Raw genomic sequence first — 22,599 nt, 5'->3', positions numbered from 1 at the left:
AGAACTTTGAACCATGGCCACTATCCACGTAGACGGCAAAGCGCTCGAAGTCGATGGGGCGGACAACCTGTTACAGGCATGTCTGTCACTAGGCCTCGACATCCCGTATTTCTGCTGGCACCCCGCGCTTGGTAGCGTCGGTGCCTGTCGCCAGTGTGCGGTCAAGCAATACACCGACGAGAACGACACCCGTGGTCGTATCGTCATGTCCTGCATGACCCCAGCCACCGACAACACCTGGATCTCCATCGACGATGAAGAATCCAAGGCGTTCCGCGCCAGCGTTGTCGAATGGCTGATGACCAACCACCCCCACGACTGCCCGGTCTGTGAGGAAGGCGGTCACTGCCACCTGCAAGACATGACGGTGATGACCGGCCACAACGAGCGCCGCTATCGCTTCACCAAGCGTACCCACCAGAACCAGGACCTCGGCCCGTTCATCTCCCACGAGATGAACCGCTGCATTGCCTGCTACCGCTGCGTGCGCTTCTATAAAGACTATGCCGGCGGCACCGACCTGGGCGTCTTTGGCGCACACGACAACGTGTACTTCGGTCGCGTTGAAGACGGCGTGCTCGAGAGCGAGTTCTCCGGCAACCTCACCGAGGTCTGCCCGACCGGTGTGTTCACCGACAAAACCCACTCCGAGCGCTACAACCGTAAGTGGGACATGCAATTCGCGCCGAGCATCTGCCATGGCTGCTCCAGCGGTTGCAACATCTCCCCGGGCGAGCGCTACGGTGAACTGCGTCGTATCGAAAACCGCTTCAACGGTTCGGTCAACCAGTACTTCCTGTGCGACCGTGGCCGTTTCGGCTACGGCTATGTCAACCGCGAAGACCGCCCACGCCAGCCGTTGCTGGCCGATGGCGCCAAGCTGAGCCTGGACGAAGCGCTGGATAAAGCCGCCGACCTGCTGCGCGGCCGCAACATCGTCGGTATCGGTTCGCCGCGCGCCAGCCTCGAAAGCAACTACGCGTTGCGCGAGCTGGTAGGCGCCGAGCACTTCTACAGCGGCATCGAAGACGGTGAGCTGGAGCGTATCCGTCTGGTGCTGCAAGTGCTGAACGACAGCCCGCTGCCCGTGCCGAACATGCGCGACATCGAAGACCACGACGCGATCTTCGTGCTCGGTGAAGACCTGACCCAGACCGCCGCGCGCATAGCGCTGTCGTTGCGCCAGTCGGTCAAAGGCAAAGCCGAAGAAATGGCCGACGCCATGCGCGTACAGCCGTGGCTCGACGCCGCCGTGAAGAACATCGGCCAGCACGCGCTGAACCCACTGTTTATCGCAAGCCTGGCTGAAACCAAGCTCGACGACATCGCCGAAGAATGCGTCCACGCAGCACCGGACGACCTGGCCCGCATCGGTTTCGCCGTGGCCCACGCCCTTGACGCCGGCGCGCCTGCCGTCGACGGCCTGGACGCTGAAGCCGTGGCGCTGGCCCAGCGTATCGCCGACGCCCTGCTGGCGGCCAAGCGCCCGCTGATCATTGCCGGTACCTCGTTGGGTTCCAAAGCGCTGATCGAAGCCGCCGCCAACATCGCCAAGGCCCTCAAGCTGCGCGACAAGAACGGTTCCATCAGCCTGGTCGTGCCGGAAGCCAACAGCCTCGGCCTGGCCATGCTCGGTGGCGAGTCCGTTGACGCTGCGCTGCAAGCGGTGACCGACGGCCGTGCCGATGCCATCGTGGTACTGGAAAACGACCTGTACACCCGCACCGATGCCGCCAAGGTTGACGCCGCACTCAGCGCCGCCAAAGTGCTGATCGTGGCCGACCACCAGAAGACCGCCACCAGCGACCGTGCCCATCTGGTGCTGCCGGCCGCCACCTTCGCCGAAGGCGACGGTACCCTGGTCAGCCAGGAAGGCCGCGCCCAGCGCTTCTTCCAGGTGTTCGATCCGAAGTACATGGACGCCAGCATCCTGGTTCACGAAGGCTGGCGCTGGCTGCATGCCCTGCGCGCGACCCTGCTGAACCAGCCGATCGACTGGACCCAGCTCGACCACGTCACCGCTGCCGTGGCCTCCAGTGCACCGCAACTGGCGCGTATCGTCGATGCCGCGCCGTCCGCCGCGTTCCGCATCAAGGGCTTGAAACTCGCCCGTGAACCGCTGCGTTACTCCGGTCGTACCGCCATGCGCGCCGACATCAGCGTGCACGAACCGCGTACCCCGCAAGACAACGACACCGCGTTCGCCTTCTCGATGGAAGGTTACTCGGGTTCGGCCGAACCGCGTCAGCAGGTGCCGTTCGCCTGGTCGCCGGGCTGGAACTCGCCGCAGGCCTGGAACAAGTTCCAGGACGAAGTCGGTGGGCATATCCGTGCCGGTGACCCGGGCACCCGCCTGATCGAAAGCAGCGGTGACTCGCTGAACTGGTTCGCCGCGGTCCCGCGTCCGTTCAACCCGGCGCCGGGTACCTGGCAGGTCGTGCCGTTCTTCCACCTGTTCGGCAGCGAAGAGAACTCTTCCAAGGCCGCGCCGGTGCAAGAGCGCATTCCAGCCGCCTACGTGTCGCTGGCCAAGTCCGAAGCCGACCGCCTGGGCGTCAACGACGGCGCTTTGCTCAGCCTGAACGTGGCCGGCCAGGCCCTGCGCCTGCCGCTGCGCATCAACGAAGAGCTGGGTGCCGGCCTGGTTGCGCTGCCAAAAGGCATCGCCGGGATCCCGCCCGCCATTTTCGGCAAAACCGTTGACGGTCTGCAGGAGGCAGCGCAATGACTTGGTTCACGCCGGAAGTAATTGACGTGATCATCTCGGTGGTCAAGGCCATCGTGATCCTGTTGGCCGTGGTCGTCGCGGGCGCCCTGCTCAGCTTCGTCGAACGTCGCCTGCTGGGCTGGTGGCAGGACCGTTACGGTCCGAACCGCGTTGGCCCGTTCGGTATGTTCCAGATCGCCGCCGACATGCTGAAAATGTTCTTCAAGGAAGACTGGACCCCGCCGTTTGCCGACAAGGTGATCTTCACCCTGGCACCCGTCGTGGCCATGAGCGCCTTGCTGATTGCGTTTGCGATCATCCCGATCACCCCGACCTGGGGCGTGGCGGACCTGAACATCGGTTTGCTGTTCTTCTTCGCCATGGCCGGTTTGTCGGTCTACGCGGTGCTGTTCGCCGGTTGGTCGAGCAACAACAAGTTCGCCCTGCTGGGCAGCTTGCGTGCCTCGGCGCAAACCGTATCCTATGAAGTGTTCATGGGGTTGGCACTGATGGGCATCGTGGTGCAGGTTGGCTCGTTCAACATGCGCGACATCGTCGAGTACCAGGCGCAGAACCTGTGGTTCATCATTCCGCAGTTCTTTGGCTTCTGTACGTTCTTCATCGCTGGCGTGGCCGTGACTCACCGTCACCCCTTCGACCAGCCGGAAGCGGAACAGGAACTGGCCGACGGTTACCACATTGAATATGCCGGCATGAAGTGGGGCATGTTCTTCGTCGGTGAGTACATCGGCATCATCTTGATCTCGGCCCTGCTGGTCACGCTGTTCTTCGGCGGCTGGCACGGTCCGTTCGGCATCCTGCCGCAGTTGGCCTTCTTCTGGTTCTTCCTGAAGACTGCGTTCTTCATCATGCTGTTCATCCTGCTGCGCGCCTCGATTCCGCGCCCGCGCTATGACCAGGTGATGGATTTCAGCTGGAGATTCTGCCTGCCGCTGACCCTGATCAATTTGCTGGTGACGGCTGCCGTCGTGTTGTTGAACACGCCAGCCGGCGCGGTTCAGTGAGGATTTGACCCATGTTCAAATATATTGGCGACATCGTTAAGGGTACCGGTACCCAGTTGCGAAGCCTGGTGATGGTGTTCGGTCACGGCTTTCGCAAACGCGACACCCTGCAATATCCGGAAGAAGCGGTGTACCTGCCGCCGCGCTATCGCGGCCGCATCGTACTCACCCGCGACCCCGATGGCGAAGAGCGTTGCGTAGCCTGCAACCTGTGCGCCGTGGCGTGCCCGGTGGGTTGCATCTCCCTGCAGAAAGCTGAAACCGAAGACGGTCGCTGGTACCCGGACTTCTTCCGCATCAACTTCTCGCGCTGCATTTTCTGCGGCCTCTGCGAGGAAGCTTGCCCGACCACCGCGATCCAGCTCACACCGGATTTCGAGATGGCCGAGTTCAAACGTCAGGACCTGGTGTACGAGAAAGAAGATCTGTTGATTTCCGGTCCCGGTAAAAACCCTGATTACAACTTCTATCGTGTTGCAGGTATGGCCGTTGCCGGTAAGCCCAAAGGCGCCGCACAAAACGAAGCCGAGCCGATCAACGTGAAGAGCTTGCTGCCTTAAGGAAGAAAGATGGAATTCGCTTTCTATTTCGCATCGGGTATTGCAGTGGTGTCCACGCTTCGCGTGATCACCAACACCAACCCCGTGCACGCCCTGCTCTACCTGATCATTTCGCTGATCGCCGTGGCCATGACCTTTTTCAGCCTCGGCGCACCGTTCGCCGGTGTGCTGGAAGTGATCGCCTACGCCGGCGCCATCATGGTGCTGTTCGTGTTCGTGGTGATGATGCTCAACCTGGGGCCGGCTTCGGTCGCCCAGGAGCGCGTCTGGCTCAAGCCCGGCATCTGGCTCGGCCCGGTTGTCCTCGCAGCGCTGCTGCTGGGTGAACTGCTGTATGTGCTGTTCGCCCACCAGAGCGGCCAGGCCATCGGCCACACCACCGTGGACGCGAAAGCCGTGGGCGTCAGCCTGTTCGGCCCGTACCTGCTGGTGGTCGAACTGGCGTCGATGCTGCTGCTCGCCGCAGCCATCACTGCCTTCCACTTGGGCCGCAACGAAGCCAAGGAGCAATGACGATGCCTGCTATCCCTTTGGAGCATGGTCTGGCGGTCGCCGGCATCCTGTTCTGCCTTGGCCTGGTCGGCCTGATGGTTCGCCGTAACATTCTGTTCGTGTTGATGAGCCTGGAAATCATGATGAACGCCGCGGCATTGGCGTTCATCGTGGCGGGCGCACGTTGGGGCCAGCCGGATGGACAAGTCATGTTCATCCTGGTGATCAGCCTGGCAGCCGCCGAAGCCAGTATTGGCCTGGCGATCCTGCTGCAGCTGTACCGTCGCTTCCACACGCTTGATATCGACGCTGCCAGTGAGATGCGCGGATGAACATGATCTTTCTGACTTTCGTATTTCCCCTGATCGGTTTCCTGCTGCTGTCGTTCTCCCGTGGACGCTGGTCGGAAAACCTGTCTGCCCTGGTGGGCGTGGGTTCGATCGGCCTGTCGGCCATCGTCGCCGCTTACGTCATCTGGCAATTCAACGTGGCACCGCCCGAAGGCGGCCATTACACCCTGGTGCTGTGGCAGTGGATGTCGGTGGAGGGCTTCAAGCCCAACTTCGCCCTCTACGTCGACGGCCTGTCGATCACCATGCTCGGCGTGGTGGTGGGTGTGGGCTTCCTGATCCACCTGTTCGCGTCCTGGTACATGCGCGGTGAAGCGGGCTACTCGCGCTTCTTCTCGTACACCAACCTGTTTATCGCCAGCATGCTGTTCCTGGTGCTGGGCGATAACCTGTTGTTCCTGTACTTCGGTTGGGAAGGCGTGGGCCTGTGCTCGTACCTGTTGATCGGTTTCTACTACAGCAACCGCAACAACGGTAACGCGGCGCTCAAGGCGTTTATCGTCACCCGCATCGGCGACGTGTTCATGGCGATCGGCCTGTTCATCCTGTTCCAACAGGTGGGCACGCTGAATATCCAGGAACTGCTGGTGCTGGCACCGCAAAAATTCCAGGTCGGCGACTTCTGGATCACCCTGGCGACCCTGATGCTGCTGGGCGGCGCCGTGGGTAAATCCGCGCAACTGCCGCTGCAAACCTGGCTGGCGGACGCCATGGCCGGCCCTACCCCGGTATCGGCACTGATCCACGCCGCCACCATGGTAACCGCCGGTGTCTACCTGATCGCCCGTACCCACGGCCTGTTCACCCTGGCGCCGGACATCCTGCACCTTGTAGGCATCGTTGGCGGCGTGACCCTGGTACTGGCCGGCTTCGCCGCGCTGGTGCAGACCGACATCAAGCGTATCCTCGCCTACTCGACCATGAGCCAGATCGGCTACATGTTCCTGGCCCTGGGCGTCGGAGCCTGGGACGCGGCGATTTTCCACCTGATGACCCACGCCTTCTTCAAGGCCCTGCTGTTCCTCGCTTCCGGTGCGGTGATCGTTGCCTGCCACCACGAGCAGAACATCTTCAAGATGGGCGGTCTGTGGAAGAAACTGCCGTTGGCCTACGCCAGCTTCATCGTCGGTGGTGCCGCCCTGGCCGCCCTGCCGCTGGTGACCGCCGGTTTCTATTCCAAGGACGAAATTCTCTGGGAAGCCTTCGCCAGCGGTAACCGGAACCTGCTGTACGCAGGCCTGGTAGGTGCGTTCATGACCTCGCTGTACACCTTCCGCCTGATCTTCATCACCTTCCACGGTGAAGCCAAGACCGAAGCGCACGCAGGCCACGGCATCTCCCACTGGTTGCCATTGTCGGTGCTGATCATCCTGTCGACCTTCGTCGGCGCGATGATCACCCCGCCTCTGCACGGTGTGTTGCCACAGAGCGTCGGCCATGCCGGCGGCGAAGCTCAGCACAGCCTGGAAATCGCCTCGGGCGCCATTGCCATTGCCGGTATCCTGCTGGCGGCCCTGCTGTTCCTCGGCAAGCGTCGCTTCGTGACGGCCGTGGCCAACAGTGGCATCGGCCGCTTCCTGTCGGCCTGGTGGTTCGCCGCGTGGGGCTTCGACTGGATCTACGACAAACTGTTCGTCAAGCCTTACCTCGCTATCAGCCACGTACTGCGCAAAGACCCGCTCGACCAGACCATCGGTCTGATCCCGCGCGCCGCGAAAGGCGGTCACACCGCCCTGAGCCGAAGCGAGACGGGCCAATTGCGTTGGTATGCAGCTTCCATGGCGGCCGGTGCCGTGCTGGTGATCGGCGCCATCGTAGTGGTAGCGGTCTGATATGAACTTTGCGAACTTGCGAAAGGAAACGAGCCTGTCATGATTCTGCCCTGGCTAATCCTGATCCCCTTTATCGGCGGCCTGCTCTGCTGGATGGGTGAACGCTTCGGCGCCACCCTCCCCCGCTGGATTGCGTTGCTGACCATGTCCCTGGAACTCGCGCTCGGCCTTTGGCTGTGGGCCCATGGTGACTACTCATTCGCTCCGGCACCGGGCGTCGATCCGACCTTCGCGCTTGAATTCAAGCACGTATGGATCCAGCGTTTCGGCATCAACGTGCACCTGGCCCTCGACGGCCTGTCGCTGTTGATGATCCTGCTGACCGGCCTGCTGGGTATCCTCTCGGTACTCTGCTCCTGGAAAGAAATTCAGCGTCACGTGGGCTTCTTCCACCTGAACCTGATGTGGATTCTGGGCGGTGTTGTCGGCGTATTCCTCGCCCTCGACCTGTTCATGTTCTTCTTCTTCTGGGAAATGATGCTGGTGCCGATGTACTTCCTCATCGCGCTTTGGGGTCACAGTTCTTCGGACGGCAAGAAAACCCGGATCTACGCGGCGACCAAGTTCTTCATCTTCACCCAGGCTTCCGGCCTGATCATGTTGGTGGCGATCCTGGGTCTGGTACTGGTCAACTTCAACAGCACAGGCGTGATTACCTTCAACTACGCCGACCTGTTGAAAACCAAGATGTCCCTGACCACCGAGTACATCCTCATGCTGGGCTTCTTCATCGCCTTCGCGGTGAAGCTGCCGGTGGTGCCGTTCCACTCCTGGCTGCCTGACGCTCACGCCCAGGCACCGACCGCCGGTTCCGTCGACCTCGCCGGTATCCTGCTCAAAACCGCCGCTTATGGCCTGCTGCGCTTCGCATTGCCGTTGTTCCCGAACGCCTCGGCCGAGTTCGCGCCGATCGCCATGACCCTGGGTCTGATCGGGATCTTCTACGGTGCGTTCCTGGCCTTCGCCCAAACCGACATCAAGCGCCTGATCGCCTTCTCGTCCGTTTCCCACATGGGTTTCGTACTGATCGGCATCTACTCCGGCAGCCAGCTGGCGTTGCAGGGCGCGGTGATCCAGATGTTGGCCCACGGTGTCTCGGCGGCTGCGCTGTTTATCCTCAGCGGCCAGTTGTACGAGCGCCTGCACACCCGTGACATGCGTGAAATGGGTGGCGTGTGGTCACGCATCGCTTACCTGCCGGCGATCAGCCTGTTCTTTGCCGCGGCATCCCTGGGCTTGCCGGGTACCGGTAACTTCATCGGCGAGTTCCTGATCCTGATGGGAGCCTTCGTGCAGACGCCGTGGATCAGCGCCATCGCTACCTCGGGCCTGGTGTTCGGTTCGGTTTACTCGCTGATCATGATCCACCGTGCCTACTTCGGCCCGGCCAAGTCCGACACTGTCCTGAAGGGGATGGATGCTCGCGAACTGATCATGGTGCTCGGCCTCGCGGTACTGCTGATCTACATCGGCGTATACCCGCAGCCGTTCCTGGACACTTCTGCCGCAACGATGCATGGCGTGCAGCAGTGGTTCGGCACCGCCTTCTCTCAACTCGCTTCGGCCCGGTAAGAGCGCTATGGAATTCACGATCCAACACTTTATCGCGCTTGCGCCGCTGCTGATCACCAGCCTCACCATCGTGGTGGTGATGCTGGCGATCGCCTGGCGCCGCAATCACTCGCAAACGTTCCTGCTGTCTTGTGCCGGTTTGAACCTGGCCCTGCTGTCGATCATCCCGGCCCTCAAGGTCGCGCCACTGGCGGTCACCCCGCTGATGATGGTCGATGACTTCGCGCTGCTGTACATCGCGCTGATCCTGGTCGCGACCCTGGCCTGCGTCACCCTCGCCCACGCCTACCTCGGCGAAGGCGGCACCGGCTACCCCGGCAACCGCGAAGAGCTGTACCTGCTGATCCTGCTGGCTGCGGCCGGCGGTATCGTGCTGGTCAGCGCGCAGCACCTGGCCGGCCTGTTCATCGGCCTGGAACTGCTGTCGATCCCGACCTACGGCCTGGTGGCCTATGCCTTCTTCAACAAACGCTCCCTGGAAGCCGGCATCAAGTACATGGTGCTGTCGGCCGCCGGTTCCGCGTTCCTGTTGTTCGGTATGGCCCTGCTCTACGCCGAAGCCGGCAGCCTGAGCTTCACCGGTATCGGCCACGCCCTGGCGACCACCAACAGCCCTGCGCCCATCGCCCAACTGGGCCTGGCGATGATGCTGATCGGTCTGGCGTTCAAGCTGTCGCTGGTACCGTTCCACCTGTGGACCCCGGACGTGTACGAAGGCGCCCCGGCGCCGGTGGCCGCGTTCCTGGCCACGGCGTCCAAGGTTGCAGTGTTTGCGGTGATGGTGCGTCTGTTCCAGATCTCGCCCGCGGCCAACACCGGTGTGCTGAGCAACGTGCTGACCGTGATCGCGATTGCATCGATCCTGTTCGGTAACCTGCTGGCCCTGACCCAGAACAACCTCAAGCGTCTGCTGGGTTACTCGTCCATCGCCCACTTCGGCTACCTGCTGATCGCCCTGGTGGCGAGCAAAGGCCTGGCCGTGGAAGCCATCGGCGTGTATCTGGTCACCTACGTGATCACCAGCCTGGGTGCGTTCGGCGTGATCACCTTGATGTCTTCGCCTTACAAAGGCCGTGACGCCGACGCCTTGTACGAATACCGCGGCCTGTTCTGGCGCCGTCCGTACCTGACCGCCGTACTCACCGTGATGATGCTGTCCCTGGCCGGCATTCCGCTGACCGCTGGCTTTATCGGCAAGTTCTACATCGTGGCAACCGGTGTCGAAGCCCACGAATGGTGGCTGGTTGCATCCCTGGTACTGGGCAGCGCCATCGGCGTGTTCTATTACCTGCGTGTGATGGTCACCCTGTACCTGATCGAGCCGAACCTGCGCCGTGTGGACGCCGAGTTGCACTGGGAACAGAAAGCCGGTGGCGTGATGCTGCTGGCCATCGCCCTGCTCGCGTTCTTCCTGGGCGTGTACCCGCAACCGTTGCTCACCTTGGTGCAGCACGCGGTATTGGGTGTGTGATCGTACCGCTGATGCAGTAAAAAAAACGGCGCCCTCGGGCGCCGTTTTTACATTCTGAAGACCACCGCCCCCTCTGTGGCGAGGGAGCTGCTTAGAACGCAATACCTACCTTGACGCCATACTCGTCACGCTTGAGCTTGGTGTTATCGGCGACTTCGGAGTCGGCATCCAGCTTGTACTCGGTGCGGGCGTAATACAGGCCCGCCGTCACCGGCAGATCACCCTTCTGGTTCATCAGCAGGCTGACTTCGGCATAGGGGTTGGTGCGGTCCTTGAGGTCCACGGTGTCGCTGCCCAGACCGTCGACCTTGATTCGCGTGCGGCCATCCAGGGTGCGACGGGCACCGGCTTCGACGCGCAGGGTCATGTCATCGAACTGGTGGTTGTAACCCAGGGCGGCCTTGGCGAATGGCGATTTGTTGGTGAGTTCCAGATCGTTGTCGTTGGACTCCAACTCGTAACGGGTCCAGCTGTAGCCACCGCCCACGACCACGTCTACAAAGTTGCGCGCATCGAGCGCGGCACGCCAGCCGAGGTCGAGGTCGGCCTGGCCTTCCTTGAGTTTGTTGTCGCTCTTCTTGCCGTACTTGGCTTCGATACCGGCCTGGTAAATAAAGCCGGATTCGGCAGTGAGCTTGTTACCGAAGTTATAGAACAGGCCCGCCTGCGGCATATGGTCTTTATCGCTTTCGCTACCGCCCTCCAGTTTGAAGTCGTTGTAGCTGCCCAGGATCCCGAAGGTCGAAATCGGGTCGGTGGACGGGGCGGCGAACACCACGGCCGGCGCGGCAACCAGCGCCAGCAATGAAGAATTCTTGAGGAATGTTCCGAATAGCCTTGACATCGTTTTACATCTCCTTGTTGGTTGCAAATTATTCAGGAACCGGTTCGAGCGCAGGTTGACGCAAAAGGTTCGAAAAAAAATGCACCCAGTTGGAGATAAAACGGTTCAGCGACGCCTCTAGCTCAAGGCTCCCGGCGATCAGCCGCGATCCTTGTGCACGAGGCGAATGGGCCACTATGCCGCCGCCGTGTGCAGGTTGTCATTTTGAATGAACCTTCTTGAACGCATTTGCCTCCATTTAAAACGAGACAGGGAGGCAACATGAGTAGCGCAAAAATCTACACCGTCCACTACCAATTGCACGGTAAACCGAAGTCTTTTGTGGTGCGCGCCGAAGTGATGAATAACGCCGAAGCCTGGCACTGGGCGGCGGTGGATGCCGATATTGCGCACGTCAGCCGCATCGGCCGTGTGGGCCACGAGCAGGTCAAAAAAACCACCCGGCCCTGGGCGGAAAAGTACGGGATCAGCGACGTCACCTGGGTAGCGCCCAAATAAACGAAGGCCCCGCTCGACGGCGGGGCCTGCGTCACTTCTTCAGGTCGCCCAACGGGTCATAGGGCGTTTTTTTTTCGGATGGCTGCTTCTTGTCTTTGTCCAACGGCGCGATCGCCGGGCCGATGGGGTCGACCTGCGGGTCGGCAACGTCCGGCGAGTCCGGGTCGAAGCCCAGTTCGTCCTTGCCGCTGGCGTGCTCGCTGGAACGCGGGCCTTTCGGAGGATTCGTCATGGCAGTCTCTTCTGTCAAAGCGGGCGGGCTTTGTCGTGGAGGTTTTCCAGGTCTTCTTCGACCCGCTCCACGTCGTCATTTTGGTCACGCTCAGCCGGGTCATTGGGGCGCAACGCATCGTTGTCACGCTCTTCTTCTCCGGGTGTGCGGTCCGGGTTGGGTGTACCCGGTGGTGGCTGCTTGTATTCGGGCATGATGGTTCACCTCATGAACATTGGTGGCCTGGCTGAATTTAGAGAACGCCGCCGCCGGCATCGTTCAACTTGTTTGCCCAGGCGTGCGATGATGCCACCCCGCCACCCTCTGGAGACCTTACCCGCATGTTCGAACTCAAAGCCTGCGACCCCGTCACCTACCGCCAACAGACCCGCCGCAGCACGTTGATCGTCGCCATGCTATTCCTGGCCTTGGCCATGCTGCTGTCGAGCGCCGCGGTGATGCTGTTCGGCGAGCCCGGCGCAGACAACTTTCGCTTCAATGTCGGCGGTGTATTCGCCGGCGTGCTGATCACCGTTGCCCTGGTACGCGGCCCGTTCTGGAGCCAGCCATGGCTGGCGCCGGCGGTGTATGGCTGGCAGCTCAAGCGCAGCCTGATGCGGGTGACCAACGTGATGCACAAGGTCACCGAGGGTGTGCAGGCCAACGACCCGACGGCGATGAAGGTGTTGCGTTTCTATCACCTGGGACTGACGCAGATGCACGCGCTGGACGCCAATTCCAGTGCCCAGGCGCAACTGGTCGGCGAGATGCAGGCCCATCAAGCCAAGCTGCAGGCGCTGGGCATCGACACCGCACAAAACCGCTTCGATCCCGCCTGGCTGGAACGCCTGAAGAGCGCCTGAGTCAGTTCGCCGACGGGCCGGCCCGCCAGCAGAACAGCGCGCTCACGGCAATCGCCGCCCCGGCCACGCCAAATACCAGGGGCGCCGAGGCCACCGGCAACAGCAGGCCCGCCAGCAGCGGGCCAAGGCCTGCGCCGATGTCCCGCCACACCGCATTGGAGGCCAGGGCCGACACGCGCATCGCGCCGGGGTTGCGCTCGGCCACCAACGTCGTCACCAGCGGCAGTTGCAGTGCGCGCAGCACCAGCACCGCGGCCGCGCCGACTATCACCCAATAGCTGCCGAACGCGCTCAGGGCCAGGGCACTCAGGAACGAAAACAGCAGCAACATCGAGGTGGCGCCAAACCGTTGCGCCGCGCGACCGCCCAGCGGGCTCAGGAGCATTTCCGAGACATAGCGCAGCGCCATCAAGCCACCGGCAATCAGCACCGCATCGCCCCCCAGCAGCTTTTGCGCCTGGATCGACAGGCCAAAGATGAACAACCCATCCAACGCCACGCCTTCGATAAACGACCACATCGCCACGCTGTCGGGAAACTTGAAGCGCCGCCCCGAGCTGTTGTGCAAGTCATGGGCGGCGCCCGGCAATCCCCGCGCCGCCCACACACCCAGCAAGCAGCAGATGGCGAGAATCAGAAAGATCGGTCGCGGCCCCACCCATAAGGTCAGCCAGCCGCCGAACGGCAACGCCAGCATCGGCCCCCAGGCGATCAACGCGCGTGAACGCCCGGCCCGGCGTGCGGCGCCGACGGGCTCGGAGGTCGCCAGCACTTGGGTCGACAGGTTCAACGCCGCGAAACACAAGCCCCACACCAGCCGCAGCCCTAACAACGCGGCAAAACCCGACAGCACCGAGTTGCCCACGGCGCACAGCGCAGCCGCACCGGCGGCGATCATGCAGGTCAGGCGATCGCCGTTGCGCGCGTAGAAGTTGAGTACATGCCGATAGCCGAAAATCCGCACCAGGCGGTTGGCCGCCAGCAACACCCCGGCCTGGGCCAAGGTGATGCCGAACGCCTGGGATTCCATGGGCAGCAACAGGTAGAGCAACACGTCGCTGGGTAAACACAAAGCCAGGGTCAGCGCGGCGCGGCGGGAGGTGGTGTCGGCAGTGCGTTGAGCCTGGCTGGACATAAATCTGAAACATCCCGAAATATTCAGGCCGCCACGGTAGCCTTCCCGAACGCTGTTTTACAACGCCCCATCAGGGTTTTTTCCCGTAGGGCAACAAACGCAAACCGCTGGCCACACTGCCCACCAACGCAAACGCGCAGCCCAGCCACAGCGCGTAGTAAGGACCGCTGCCCAAGGACAAGTGGAAACACAAAGCCACCAAGGAAGCCCCCAGCGTTTGCCCAAGCAAACGTGAAATCGCCACGATGCCACTGGCCCCACCGCTGCGCGCCAACGGCGCACTGGTCATCAACGCCTTGAGGTTGGGCGACTGAAAGAAGCCGAAACCGGCGCCGCACAAGGCCATGCGCCAAGCGATATCGAAGGCGGACGCGCCATTGCCCAACGTCGCCATCGCCGCCATGCCCGCGCTCAACATCAACAGGCCGATACCGCACAACAAGCCCAGAGACACGCGGTCGGCCAAGCGCCCGGCAACCAGTGCCATCACCGCAACCACCGCCGGCCAGGGCGTCATCAGAAAACCGGTTTCCACCTGGCTATGGCCAAGCACCGCCTGCAACAGAAAGGGCAGCGAAACAAAGGCCAGGCCCTGGGCGCTGAAGGCGCAGATCGCCGTGAGCGAGGACAGGGCAAACACCGGGCGCTTGAACAGGTCCAGCGCCAGCATCGGTGCCGGATGCCCCGCCTGACGACGCAACAACACCCCACCGCACACCAGCGCCACGGCAACCAGCCCCAGGGTCAACGCGCACTGGGCACCGTGTACCGCCGTGCCCAGGCCCAGCACCAACAAGGCGAACAGCCCGGCACACAACAGCGCCGCCAGACGATCAAACGCATGCCCGGTCATCGGCAACGTCGGCAAGGAACGCAGGCCCAAGCCCAAGGCGAGCAACCCCAGCGGCACGTTGATCAGGTACAACCAGTGCCAACTGGCCACCGACAGAATCGCCGACGCCGCGGTCGGCCCCAAGGTGAAGGCCAGCCCCACCACCAGCGAGTTATAGCCCAGGCCACGCCCGAGCATGGTTGACGGGTAAATGTGCCGCAGCAGCGCGGTGTTCACACTCATGATCGCCGCCGCTCCCAGGCCCTGCGCTACCCGTGCGGCCGTGAGCGTGACCAGCGAACCGGCCAACCCGCACAACAACGACGAGACGATAAACAGCAGCAGCCCACCGAGGTACACCCGTCGGTGCCCGAGCACATCGCTCAACGAGGCAAATGGCAGGACCGTGGCGATAATCGCCAACTGGTAGGCATTGACCACCCAGATCACCGAGGCCGAATCGGTGCCGATGCCCTGCGCCAGCGTCGGCAATGCGGTGTTGACGATGGCCGTATCGAGCGTCGCCATGCCGATCCCCAGGGAAATCGCGATGACCGCCGGCAGGCGTTTATTAAGGGGCAGGCCATCGGCAACAGAAGACATGAACGAACCCACGCGGTGATAAGGCCGCCAGATTAAGGGCGGCGCAGATTTTTTTCAGCCGCCGATCAACCGCCTATCGACAATTTCATGTTCGCCAGCACGCTGAGGTCCAGGTGCCCGCCGATGATCGGCGGGCACCAGTAGTAACCACCGGTCAACGGCGTGCTGATGCGGTACAGGCCATCGACGATCCCGTCTTCCAGCCCGCTCATACGGCGCAGTTGCGCTTCGAATGCGTCGAAGGAATGGCCGAAGGCAAGGAACATCAAGCCGGCCTGGCCGTTCTCGGCCCATGGCATGGAGCGGCGCACCACGAAGGCTTCGGGGGTGAAGCTCTCCTGGGCGGTACGTTTGGTGTGGGCAGACTCGGGGGCGTCTTCCAGTTCTTCGTTATCGCCATGGCGGCGGCCGATGATGTGGTCGCGCTCCTGGGCGGGCAACGTGGCGAAGCCATCCAGGTCGTGCTGCCATTGCTGGATGGCGGCGAAGCTGGCGCCACTGTCGGTCAAGGCGGCTTCGACGGCGGCGTCGTCATGGGGGTTTTCGGTGCCGTCCTCGTAGTCCGTAAGGTCAAAACCGGTCTTGTAGCGGAACCCTTCGGTTGACTGCACCAGGCCAAACGCGGGGGCCAGGGCCTTTTCGAACGCCCGGCTGCGCAGCAACAACTCACCGCGATCCACGCCGTGCAACCACACCCACAGTGCGTGCTGGGTAGACGGGTTATGCGCGCCCGGACCACTGACGGCCGGGAAGGCGCGCAGGCCATCAATGTGTACGCCCAATGCCTGTACCAGCGGCTCACCGAAACCGACCACTGCCGACGAATCCGCAAGCTGTACCAACGCGTCCAGCGCAGCGGGTACGGCTACCGGCGTTTGCACGGCAAAGAACAGATGGCGTGCCTGCAAAGGCACCGGTGCGGCAAGAATGCCCGGCTGGTACTGGCTCATGTGAACTCCTTCAAGAAAGGCGCGCAGTTTACCCGGCGCACGCCATCGTGCGTAGGAGAAAGCGCGCAAGCCTTGCCATAGCGCACTGGGATGGGTGACTCTCTAGTCATGTTTTGCAACTATTCCAGGGGTAGCGACATGACCACCAGCAACCTGATCGCCCAACTGTTCCCGACCTCCGCCGCCGATATTCCCGAGCCCTTTCGCCTGGGAGCGCCCATTGAACAGCGTGAGTTCCTGGTGGACGGCCAATTGCACATATGGAACGGCCCGCTGGCCCGCGTGCAAAGCCCGGTGCAATTGGGCGACGAGCGCGTGCATATCGGCAGCACGCCGCTGCTGGACGCAGGCACCGCCCTCACCGCCCTCGACGCCGCCGTGCGCGCTTATGACCGTGGCCAGGGCGCATGGCCGACGATGCGCGTGGTCGAGCGCATCCAGCACGTCGAAGCGTTCTTACGACGCATGCGTGAACAGCGCGACGCGGTGGTCAAGCTGCTGATGTGGGAGATCGGCAAGAACCTCAAAGACTCGCAGAAAGAATTCGACCGCACCTGCGACTACATCACCGACACCATTAACGCCCTCAAGGACCTCGACCGCCGCAGCAGCCGCTTCGAGCTGGAACAGGACACCCTCGGGCAAATCCGCCGCGTGCCGCTGGGCGTGGCGCTGTGCATGGGCCCCTACAACTACCCGCTCAACGAAACGTTTACCACGCTGATCCCGGCGCTGATCATGGGCAACACCGTGGTGTTCAAACCGGCCAAGCTCGGCGTGCTGCTGATTCGCCCGTTGCTGGAAGCCTTCCGCGACAGCTTCCCGGCCGGGGTGATCAACGTGATCTACGGCAGTGGCCGCGAAACCGTGAGTGCGCTGATGGCCAGCGGCAAGATCGACATCTTTGCGTTTATCGGCACCAACAAGGCCGCCAGCGACCTGAAAAAACTGCACCCCAAACCGCACCGCTTGCGCGCCGCCCTGGGCCTGGATGCGAAAAACCCCGGCATCGTGTTGCCCGAGGTCGACCTGGACAACGCCGTCAGCGAAGCGCTCACCGGTTCGCTGTCGTTCAATGGCCAGCGCTGCACCGCGTTGAAAATCCTGTTTGTGCACCAGGACGTGGTCGACAGTTTCATCGAAAAATTCAACGCCAGGCTGGCAACGCTCAAACCCGGCATGCCCTGGGAGGACGGCGTGGCACTGACGCCGTTGCCGGAAGCGGGCAAGGTGGATTACCTCAACGGGCTGGTCGCCGATGCCGTGCAACACGGCGCCAACGTGGTCAATAGCGAGGGTGGGGTCAGTCGCGGTTCGTTCTTTTACCCGGCGGTGCTGTACCCGGTGAACCCGCAGATGCGCGTGTACCACGAAGAACAGTTCGGCCCGGTGGTGCCGATCGTGCCCTACCGTGACCTGCAAACGGTGATCGACTACGTGCTCGACGCCGACTTTGGCCAACAACTGAGTATTTTCGGCACCGATGCCGCCCAGGTCGGGCGCCTGGTGGACACCTTCGCCAACCAGGTCGGGCGCATCAATATCAACGCCCAATGCCAGCGCGGCCCGGACACCTTCCCGTTCAACGGGCGCAAAAACTCCGCCGAAGGCACGCTGTCGGTTCATGACGCCTTGCGCGTGTTCTCGATCCGCACGTTGGTGGCGACCAAATTCCAGGAGAGCAACAAGGCGCTGGTCAGCGACATCCTGCGCAACCGCGATTCAAGCTTTCTGACCACCGATTACATCTTCTAACATCTGCACGACTCACTGTGTGGGAGGGGTACATCTCCTGAACCGAGGCCACTTTAGTACTGATGAACCTGCCACTCTTCGCCCGGCGCCTGTTGCGCCCGTTGCTCGACCCCTACCGGCGCTATCGCCATGCCAAGCTGATCCACGCCGCGCGCGTGTCCATCGGCTTGCTGGCGACGATCCTGCTGACCACCGGCATCAACCTACCCCATGGCGAATGGGCATCGGTGACCATGTTGATCGTCATCGGCGGCTTGCAGCACCACGGCAACATCGGCAAAAAGGCCGTGGAGCGCGCCTACGGCACCTTGATCGGCGCCAGCGTCGGCCTGCTGCTGGTGGTGCAACAGGCCTACTTTGGCCTGCCGCTGTTGACCTACCTGCTGATGTCGGTGGTGTGCGGGTTCTTCTCCTACCATGCCATCGGCAAGGGCGGCTACATCGCGCTGTTGTCGGCGATCACCGTGTTTATCGTCGCCGGCCACGGGGACAATCCCTTGTCGGACGGGTTGTGGCGTACCGTCGATATTCTTATCGGCATCGTGCTGGCCCTGGCGTTCTCCTTCGCCCTGCCGCTGTATGCGGTGTATTCGTGGCGCTACAACCTGGCCGGCGCCCTGCGCGACTGCGCCGCCATTTACAGCCGCATCGTCAATGGCCAATCGGTCACCGACGACGAACACCTCAAGCTGCTCAACCGCCTCAACGCGGCCATGGTGCAACTGCGTTCGCTGATGCCCTCGGTGTCCAAGGAAGTACGCATCTCCATGACCGAACTGGACGCCATCCAGCGCCACCTCCGCATGTGCATCAGCACGCTGGAGATTCTCGGCAATACCCGGCCGGACCCGCGTGACGAGCAGGCAATGGCAAGAATGCAAGTGATGTTGAAGGCCGAGCACCGGCAGATTCGGGTGCAGTTGGTGGGGATGGCGCGGGCGTTGAAGTCGGGTGCGGGAGAGCGGTTGGAGCGACCAGGCCAGCTCAGTGGCGTTGAGCCTGCACCGAATTCACAGGGTGATACTGCGCTCAATGGCTATCGGTTGGTAACCATGCAATTGGCAGACAATGTGGACGCAATGCGCGGCCGGTTGGTGAAGCATTTACCACACTGGAGCGTTTGAGCACTGCGTTGAGCCTGCAGGGTTATATAAAGGTCTATCCGTGGCACCACCGCCTGTTAAAAAGGCAGATTCATTGATTAAATAAATCTGCCCTGTTTCACTGCCTTACTTATATTTTTTCGATTCTCAGCCAAGCAATTTCAAAGTCATTTCCGCTCCACGTAGGCTCATCGCTGTGCACAGCGAAATGATCCTCGCCATTATTTACCGCCGTATGAGAGTACTCTTGCCAATTACCAGACGACACCGCAAAGGTGGGTGTCGTACTGTATCCAACAGTGAGCCTTAACTTGGGTGTCGTGGTACCCACATTCAACTGCCGGACCGCAAAACTAAGTCTATAGCGATGCCCTGGTAGAGGGGTGATCCTTTTTATCAGCACGTACCCTTGATACTGACTCAAGCCCGAACCGGTGGTTTGCGTCCAGACTCTACTTCCGGGCGCCCCGGTTATCGCCCCCCTTCTCCTGCAGTTCCAAGTTCCCAACCATTTAACGTCCCATCTTGAAAGTTAGTAAAGTCAGGTAAATTGAGCATTTGGTAGGTCGTCGTCAAAAATGGCGTGGCTCTTGCCATGTCTGTACTGCCATCAAACCCCACCGATAACTTTACCGTGATGGGGGTGTTATGTATTACCCTCTGTAACCAAGAACGCAATACGGGCTTGTTCACAATGCCGTTGGTCAATTCCTGCATAGTGACGACATAGCCACCCAGCACCTTTAACTCACGCCCTCCTGACAAAAGGCTCAGATATACCTTTTGCCCGGCTTTAATAAGCGGCCACGCGGGGACGGAGGCTTTAGCGTCGCCTGAAAAGGTATTCATAGTCAACGCAGCGCCGGAGGCCAGCCCGTTAATCAATGCTCCCAGCAACCTGGCCGTTGCAATTGTGCCAACGGTTACCGTTTGAACTTGAGAAACAAGCGTTTTGCCACTACGCACAATCGAGTACCTTAATTGCACGACACTATTCACGCTATCGTGTATAACTTCACGCGCTGTAAAGTCAAAAACTACCGATCCGCCTGCCATGCCATTGAGCGTTAATGTAACTTTAGTCCCATTCCAGTGAATCCATTCCGCGGTAATACTGTCCGTCGCGAGCATACCTAGGTATTTAACCGTTACCTGGGTGCTGTCTTTAAACATCAAGGGGTCGACCGTCACCGTTTGCCCGATACTCGGAGCGCCGTTAAGGGTTGGAAAAGGCAGCTCAGTCGGCAGTAGCTGTACAACGTAATTGGCAACCTCAAAGGCGATCGCTACTTGCTTGATGGGGATTTCTGGGAAACTTACCCAAACGCGAATCTTGAAGACCGAATTATCCTGAAGCGCGCGCACTATACTTGTCGAGAGCGGCAAGGAAATCCCGTTGGTCAGATCGCCTACGGTGAGTGGCTTGGCGATGGCGAGGTCGGCGGTGTACTCAATACCCGTTGCCAAGGTACCTTCCACCGTCACCCAATAGAGTTGGCCTTCACTGATAAACTCCCACGGCGCGACCTTGATAGTGGCCTCGGCAGGCAGCTCACTCACCGGCAACACTGTCTGGTTTTCAAACCCAACGATATAAGGCGTCGGGAATACCTTTAGGGGCAGCAGACGCACATTCAACGGCTGAAATTTGTAGCTCAGTTGCCCACGCGTTACTTCACACTCCACCGTGATGGCGTTGCCGCTTGGGTGCACGCCCTTGGCAATGACGTTGGCCGGAATAACCACATCAATGCTGTCGGTTGCCGGATTGGGTGCCGCGACAGCTTTAAACTGGCTGTAGCCATATTCACCTCGCCATGTGTACATAATTACATCGCCCGGCAGCCTTGATTTGTAGCTGATGCGCAGGGTTGCGCCGTCTTTCACCGTTATCGGCCGGATACTGCCCGTAGTCGGATCAGCCTCAAGAATTTTGAGCAACCCCAGCTCCACCGCCGCACCGACGGTGGGGTTGAGCACCATCGAGCTCTCAGTCGTTTTTGGCGGGCCGGCGTGTACAACGCTATAGCTGATACGGATGCTGCGGTTGTTGTTCTCGACAAGGAAAGAGGTATCTATCGGAATTTCCAGGGTTGTCAACTGAACTCCTTCAAGCGAGGACGTGATGTCGATGGTACCTGCCACCGTACTTTTGCCACTCACGGTCCAATACACTTTGTCACCGACGACAGTGCCTGCGTAGGGAATGTACATCAGCCAGTTCGCACCCGGCACCGTGGCCGGGTCGATGTTGTTGTCCAGGATGGCGGGAACCGTCATGGGCGGCAGGGTTGGAACGCGAACACCAATTTCGAAGTTCCGCTTTTCCGATTGCCGAATAGAGCCAGGCGTACCTTTATTATCATCGGTTTCGTAGAAAGCCTGGCAGACACCCTTGCCCTCAAATACCTTCAGGGCCTCCATGAGTATCAGCCGTGTGCCGCCCTGCGCGCCAGCCTGTTGACGGGAGATCACGAGCACACCGCCGCCGTTCGCATCTATATGCTGAAGCTTCACGGTTTCCGTGTATGAAGGGTCGTGGGGTTGATAAGGCGGTAGTACCAACTCCATATGTGTATTGAGTGGAAACAGCCCTGCTTCCAAAAGTGTGATGATGGGTGCTGGCATCAGGCTTGGTGTACCTACTACACCAATCGACGTACTGTTCGAACGCCTCAGGAATACCCCGTCGCTCTTAATCTGCTCGTACCATACGCGAAAGCTCCCCCCGGCCAATTGCTTGAACGTTGCCATCCATTCGGCCGGCAGGGGGATGATTTGAAACCTGCGATTGTTGTCGTCTACCTGGTGAGTCAAGGTTTCGGTCGCGCCGTATTTATCGGTCGTTTCTACATGAACCTTTACCTTATTCGGAGGCTTGGGCAGCACGGTACTGGGCTTCAACTCAACCTCCACCTCCAGTGTTGCTCCGCTCTGGGTGTCGAGATCAAGCTCGCTGATATACTGGCCATCCACCATCACATAGGGTGGCGCCAACGGATACGTGTACATCTCACTGTTCAATACGATAGGTTGGGAGTACGGAAATCGACCAAAAGGTTCATTATTCACCACGTCGAGCACGGTGAAGTACACCTTAACCTCCCCTGATGGGTTGAGATTGCGCAAGACCTCCACGGGCACAGTCACGACAATCGGCTGCGTCGGTGGCTGTTTCGCCTGTTCACCGTCGACGGTGTGCACATAAACAGTCCCGCCCACGCGAACGATGATCTTGTCGTTCTTGCGGATGTTCTCATACGGCATGATCAAACACTGCAAGCCGTCTGCGGTGTTGGTCGGCGTCAGAATAGCGCCTGGCTTGAAGTTCCCAAGCTCCATCGCCAAACCGCTGTGCCATTGCTTCGTATCGTCGTCGTCGTAGCCGCCCGGGATGGTCGTCTTGAACAGAATGGACTGAACTTCCGAATCAACCTCATTCCCGCTGAGCGCACGGCGAACTCTGGCAAAATACGTGCAGTCACCCTCGGGTACCTTTTCGGCAGGGACTTCCAAGAGATAATGAGAGTTTTCGCCGCGCGTGACGTTGGCCCCGACGAACGCCTGATTATTGATCCACAAACTCAGATAGTCGCCATCTACGACGTCCCAACGCAAAACGCTAAATATGGCGCCCTTGTCTGTGTCATCGATGCCAAATAGGGCATATATGCCATTTCTGCCAAGGCCTATCTTGGATGTTTCAGCGTATTTGGCCTTCGTCAGGTCTACGGGGGGGTATATCGGAGAAGGGTTAAGTTCGGGTACAGGAAAATTTGTGGACATCGCCATCACC

The 22,599-nt window shown here is 60.7% G+C and carries 19 protein-coding genes; 12 read left to right on the top strand and 7 right to left on the bottom strand.

Translation table 11 applies throughout. The features are described from left to right. Window positions 1-13 precede the first annotated feature (13 nt). Genes nuoG through nuoN form a run of 8 tightly spaced genes read left to right on the top strand, consistent with a single transcriptional unit; the run spans window position 14 to window position 10,009 of the window. Window positions 14-2,728: an NADH-quinone oxidoreductase subunit NuoG gene (gene nuoG / locus AB4N98_RS23280; protein ID WP_460148943.1), complete on the top strand. Its 2,715-nt coding sequence runs from the start codon at window positions 14-16 to the stop codon at window positions 2,726-2,728. Continuing rightward, the gene (gene nuoH / locus AB4N98_RS23275; RefSeq protein WP_017137518.1) at window positions 2,725-3,732 is read left to right on the top strand and encodes an NADH-quinone oxidoreductase subunit NuoH; all 1,008 of its coding nucleotides are present in this window, start codon (window positions 2,725-2,727) and stop codon (window positions 3,730-3,732) included. The genes nuoG and nuoH overlap by 4 nt, the downstream gene beginning before the upstream one ends. Window positions 3,733-3,743: 11 nt before the next feature. Beyond that, window positions 3,744-4,292: an NADH-quinone oxidoreductase subunit NuoI gene (gene nuoI / locus AB4N98_RS23270; protein ID WP_003174725.1), complete on the top strand. Its 549-nt coding sequence runs from the start codon at window positions 3,744-3,746 to the stop codon at window positions 4,290-4,292. A gap of 9 nt (window positions 4,293-4,301) precedes the next feature. Continuing rightward, on the top strand, window positions 4,302-4,805 hold the full coding sequence (nuoJ, locus tag AB4N98_RS23265) for an NADH-quinone oxidoreductase subunit J (RefSeq protein ID WP_017527176.1): 504 nt from the start codon (window positions 4,302-4,304) through the stop codon (window positions 4,803-4,805). A 2-nt stretch (window positions 4,806-4,807) separates the two neighbouring features. Continuing rightward, the gene (gene nuoK / locus AB4N98_RS23260) at window positions 4,808-5,116 is read left to right on the top strand and encodes an NADH-quinone oxidoreductase subunit NuoK (RefSeq protein WP_003174727.1); all 309 of its coding nucleotides are present in this window, start codon (window positions 4,808-4,810) and stop codon (window positions 5,114-5,116) included. Further along, window positions 5,113-6,966, top strand: a complete 1,854-nt coding sequence (gene nuoL, locus AB4N98_RS23255) for an NADH-quinone oxidoreductase subunit L (protein WP_068934710.1) — start codon at window positions 5,113-5,115, stop codon at window positions 6,964-6,966. Before nuoK ends, nuoL begins: the two co-directional genes overlap by 4 nt. 39 nt (window positions 6,967-7,005) lie before the next feature. Further along, window positions 7,006-8,538 (top strand): NADH-quinone oxidoreductase subunit M, encoded by a 1,533-nt coding sequence (nuoM, locus tag AB4N98_RS23250; protein ID WP_017527174.1) that lies wholly within the window; start codon window positions 7,006-7,008, stop codon window positions 8,536-8,538. A 7-nt stretch (window positions 8,539-8,545) separates the two neighbouring features. After that, window positions 8,546-10,009 carry an NADH-quinone oxidoreductase subunit NuoN gene (nuoN, locus tag AB4N98_RS23245; RefSeq protein ID WP_017527173.1) on the top strand — a complete coding sequence of 488 codons (1,464 nt, stop codon included), beginning with the start codon at window positions 8,546-8,548 and terminating at the stop codon, window positions 10,007-10,009. A 91-nt stretch (window positions 10,010-10,100) separates the two neighbouring features. Here the strand turns inward: nuoN and AB4N98_RS23240 are convergent, their stop codons facing one another. Beyond that, window positions 10,101-10,853, bottom strand: a complete 753-nt coding sequence (locus AB4N98_RS23240; RefSeq protein ID WP_065877432.1) for an outer membrane beta-barrel protein — start codon at window positions 10,851-10,853, stop codon at window positions 10,101-10,103. 261 nt (window positions 10,854-11,114) lie between these two features. Between AB4N98_RS23240 and AB4N98_RS23235 the strand changes: the two genes are divergently transcribed. Beyond that, window positions 11,115-11,351: a DUF6555 family protein gene (locus AB4N98_RS23235; protein ID WP_017527170.1), complete on the top strand. Its 237-nt coding sequence runs from the start codon at window positions 11,115-11,117 to the stop codon at window positions 11,349-11,351. A 31-nt stretch (window positions 11,352-11,382) separates the two neighbouring features. Here AB4N98_RS23235 and AB4N98_RS23230 read toward each other — a convergent pair whose 3' ends face one another. Then, window positions 11,383-11,583, bottom strand: a complete 201-nt coding sequence (locus AB4N98_RS23230; protein ID WP_460148942.1) for a DUF6021 family protein — start codon at window positions 11,581-11,583, stop codon at window positions 11,383-11,385. Between the two features lie 14 nt (window positions 11,584-11,597). Continuing rightward, complete coding sequence (locus AB4N98_RS23225; protein WP_017527168.1) at window positions 11,598-11,777, bottom strand: hypothetical protein; 180 nt, start codon at window positions 11,775-11,777, stop codon at window positions 11,598-11,600. Between the two features lie 126 nt (window positions 11,778-11,903). Here AB4N98_RS23225 and AB4N98_RS23220 point away from each other — a divergent pair, with 126 nt between their 5' ends. Next, window positions 11,904-12,425 (top strand): DUF3087 family protein, encoded by a 522-nt coding sequence (locus tag AB4N98_RS23220; protein ID WP_065877434.1) that lies wholly within the window; start codon window positions 11,904-11,906, stop codon window positions 12,423-12,425. A 1-nt stretch (window position 12,426) separates the two neighbouring features. Here AB4N98_RS23220 and AB4N98_RS23215 read toward each other — a convergent pair whose 3' ends face one another. The 3 genes from AB4N98_RS23215 to AB4N98_RS23205 form a co-directional block, all read right to left on the bottom strand. Beyond that, the gene (locus AB4N98_RS23215; protein ID WP_065877436.1) at window positions 12,427-13,560 is read right to left on the bottom strand and encodes an MFS transporter; all 1,134 of its coding nucleotides are present in this window, start codon (window positions 13,558-13,560) and stop codon (window positions 12,427-12,429) included. Between the two features lie 70 nt (window positions 13,561-13,630). Beyond that, the gene (locus AB4N98_RS23210) at window positions 13,631-14,995 is read right to left on the bottom strand and encodes an MFS transporter (protein ID WP_068934708.1); all 1,365 of its coding nucleotides are present in this window, start codon (window positions 14,993-14,995) and stop codon (window positions 13,631-13,633) included. A gap of 65 nt (window positions 14,996-15,060) precedes the next feature. Next, window positions 15,061-15,945: a Dyp-type peroxidase gene (locus AB4N98_RS23205; RefSeq protein ID WP_460148941.1), complete on the bottom strand. Its 885-nt coding sequence runs from the start codon at window positions 15,943-15,945 to the stop codon at window positions 15,061-15,063. A gap of 138 nt (window positions 15,946-16,083) precedes the next feature. Here AB4N98_RS23205 and AB4N98_RS23200 point away from each other — a divergent pair, with 138 nt between their 5' ends. Together AB4N98_RS23200 and AB4N98_RS23195 are read left to right on the top strand one after the other, a co-directional pair. Beyond that, window positions 16,084-17,700: an NADP-dependent glyceraldehyde-3-phosphate dehydrogenase gene (locus tag AB4N98_RS23200; protein WP_137219762.1), complete on the top strand. Its 1,617-nt coding sequence runs from the start codon at window positions 16,084-16,086 to the stop codon at window positions 17,698-17,700. Between the two features lie 62 nt (window positions 17,701-17,762). After that, window positions 17,763-18,824: an FUSC family protein gene (locus tag AB4N98_RS23195; protein WP_137219763.1), complete on the top strand. Its 1,062-nt coding sequence runs from the start codon at window positions 17,763-17,765 to the stop codon at window positions 18,822-18,824. 450 nt (window positions 18,825-19,274) lie between these two features. On the opposite strand, the gene AB4N98_RS23190 is transcribed toward AB4N98_RS23195, so the two are convergent. Further along, complete coding sequence (locus AB4N98_RS23190; protein WP_460148940.1) at window positions 19,275-22,589, bottom strand: hypothetical protein; 3,315 nt, start codon at window positions 22,587-22,589, stop codon at window positions 19,275-19,277. Window positions 22,590-22,599 lie beyond the last annotated feature (10 nt).

It is taken from the genome of Pseudomonas sp. S3_E10 (assembly GCF_054667615.1).
The sequence above is the reverse complement of the archived record's forward strand: the minus strand, read 5'-3'. Positions and strand labels throughout refer to the sequence as shown.

What these genes read in the sequence shown, in the direction of transcription:
- nuoG (WP_460148943.1), top strand. Translation starts at nt 14, where the DNA reads ATGGCCACTATCCACGTAGACGGCAAAGCGCTCGAAGTCGATGGGGCG.
- nuoH (WP_017137518.1), top strand. Translation starts at nt 2,725, where the DNA reads ATGACTTGGTTCACGCCGGAAGTAATTGACGTGATCATCTCGGTGGTC.
- nuoI (WP_003174725.1), top strand. Translation starts at nt 3,744, where the DNA reads ATGTTCAAATATATTGGCGACATCGTTAAGGGTACCGGTACCCAGTTG.
- nuoJ (WP_017527176.1), top strand. Translation starts at nt 4,302, where the DNA reads ATGGAATTCGCTTTCTATTTCGCATCGGGTATTGCAGTGGTGTCCACG.
- nuoK (WP_003174727.1), top strand. Translation starts at nt 4,808, where the DNA reads ATGCCTGCTATCCCTTTGGAGCATGGTCTGGCGGTCGCCGGCATCCTG.
- nuoL (WP_068934710.1), top strand. Translation starts at nt 5,113, where the DNA reads ATGAACATGATCTTTCTGACTTTCGTATTTCCCCTGATCGGTTTCCTG.
- nuoM (WP_017527174.1), top strand. Translation starts at nt 7,006, where the DNA reads ATGATTCTGCCCTGGCTAATCCTGATCCCCTTTATCGGCGGCCTGCTC.
- nuoN (WP_017527173.1), top strand. Translation starts at nt 8,546, where the DNA reads ATGGAATTCACGATCCAACACTTTATCGCGCTTGCGCCGCTGCTGATC.
- AB4N98_RS23240 (WP_065877432.1), bottom strand. Translation starts at nt 10,853, where the DNA reads ATGTCAAGGCTATTCGGAACATTCCTCAAGAATTCTTCATTGCTGGCG.
- AB4N98_RS23235 (WP_017527170.1), top strand. Translation starts at nt 11,115, where the DNA reads ATGAGTAGCGCAAAAATCTACACCGTCCACTACCAATTGCACGGTAAA.
- AB4N98_RS23230 (WP_460148942.1), bottom strand. Translation starts at nt 11,583, where the DNA reads ATGACGAATCCTCCGAAAGGCCCGCGTTCCAGCGAGCACGCCAGCGGC.
- AB4N98_RS23225 (WP_017527168.1), bottom strand. Translation starts at nt 11,777, where the DNA reads ATGCCCGAATACAAGCAGCCACCACCGGGTACACCCAACCCGGACCGC.
- AB4N98_RS23220 (WP_065877434.1), top strand. Translation starts at nt 11,904, where the DNA reads ATGTTCGAACTCAAAGCCTGCGACCCCGTCACCTACCGCCAACAGACC.
- AB4N98_RS23215 (WP_065877436.1), bottom strand. Translation starts at nt 13,560, where the DNA reads ATGTCCAGCCAGGCTCAACGCACTGCCGACACCACCTCCCGCCGCGCC.
- AB4N98_RS23210 (WP_068934708.1), bottom strand. Translation starts at nt 14,995, where the DNA reads ATGTCTTCTGTTGCCGATGGCCTGCCCCTTAATAAACGCCTGCCGGCG.
- AB4N98_RS23205 (WP_460148941.1), bottom strand. Translation starts at nt 15,945, where the DNA reads ATGAGCCAGTACCAGCCGGGCATTCTTGCCGCACCGGTGCCTTTGCAG.
- AB4N98_RS23200 (WP_137219762.1), top strand. Translation starts at nt 16,084, where the DNA reads ATGACCACCAGCAACCTGATCGCCCAACTGTTCCCGACCTCCGCCGCC.
- AB4N98_RS23195 (WP_137219763.1), top strand. Translation starts at nt 17,763, where the DNA reads ATGAACCTGCCACTCTTCGCCCGGCGCCTGTTGCGCCCGTTGCTCGAC.
- AB4N98_RS23190 (WP_460148940.1), bottom strand. Translation starts at nt 22,589, where the DNA reads ATGTCCACAAATTTTCCTGTACCCGAACTTAACCCTTCTCCGATATAC.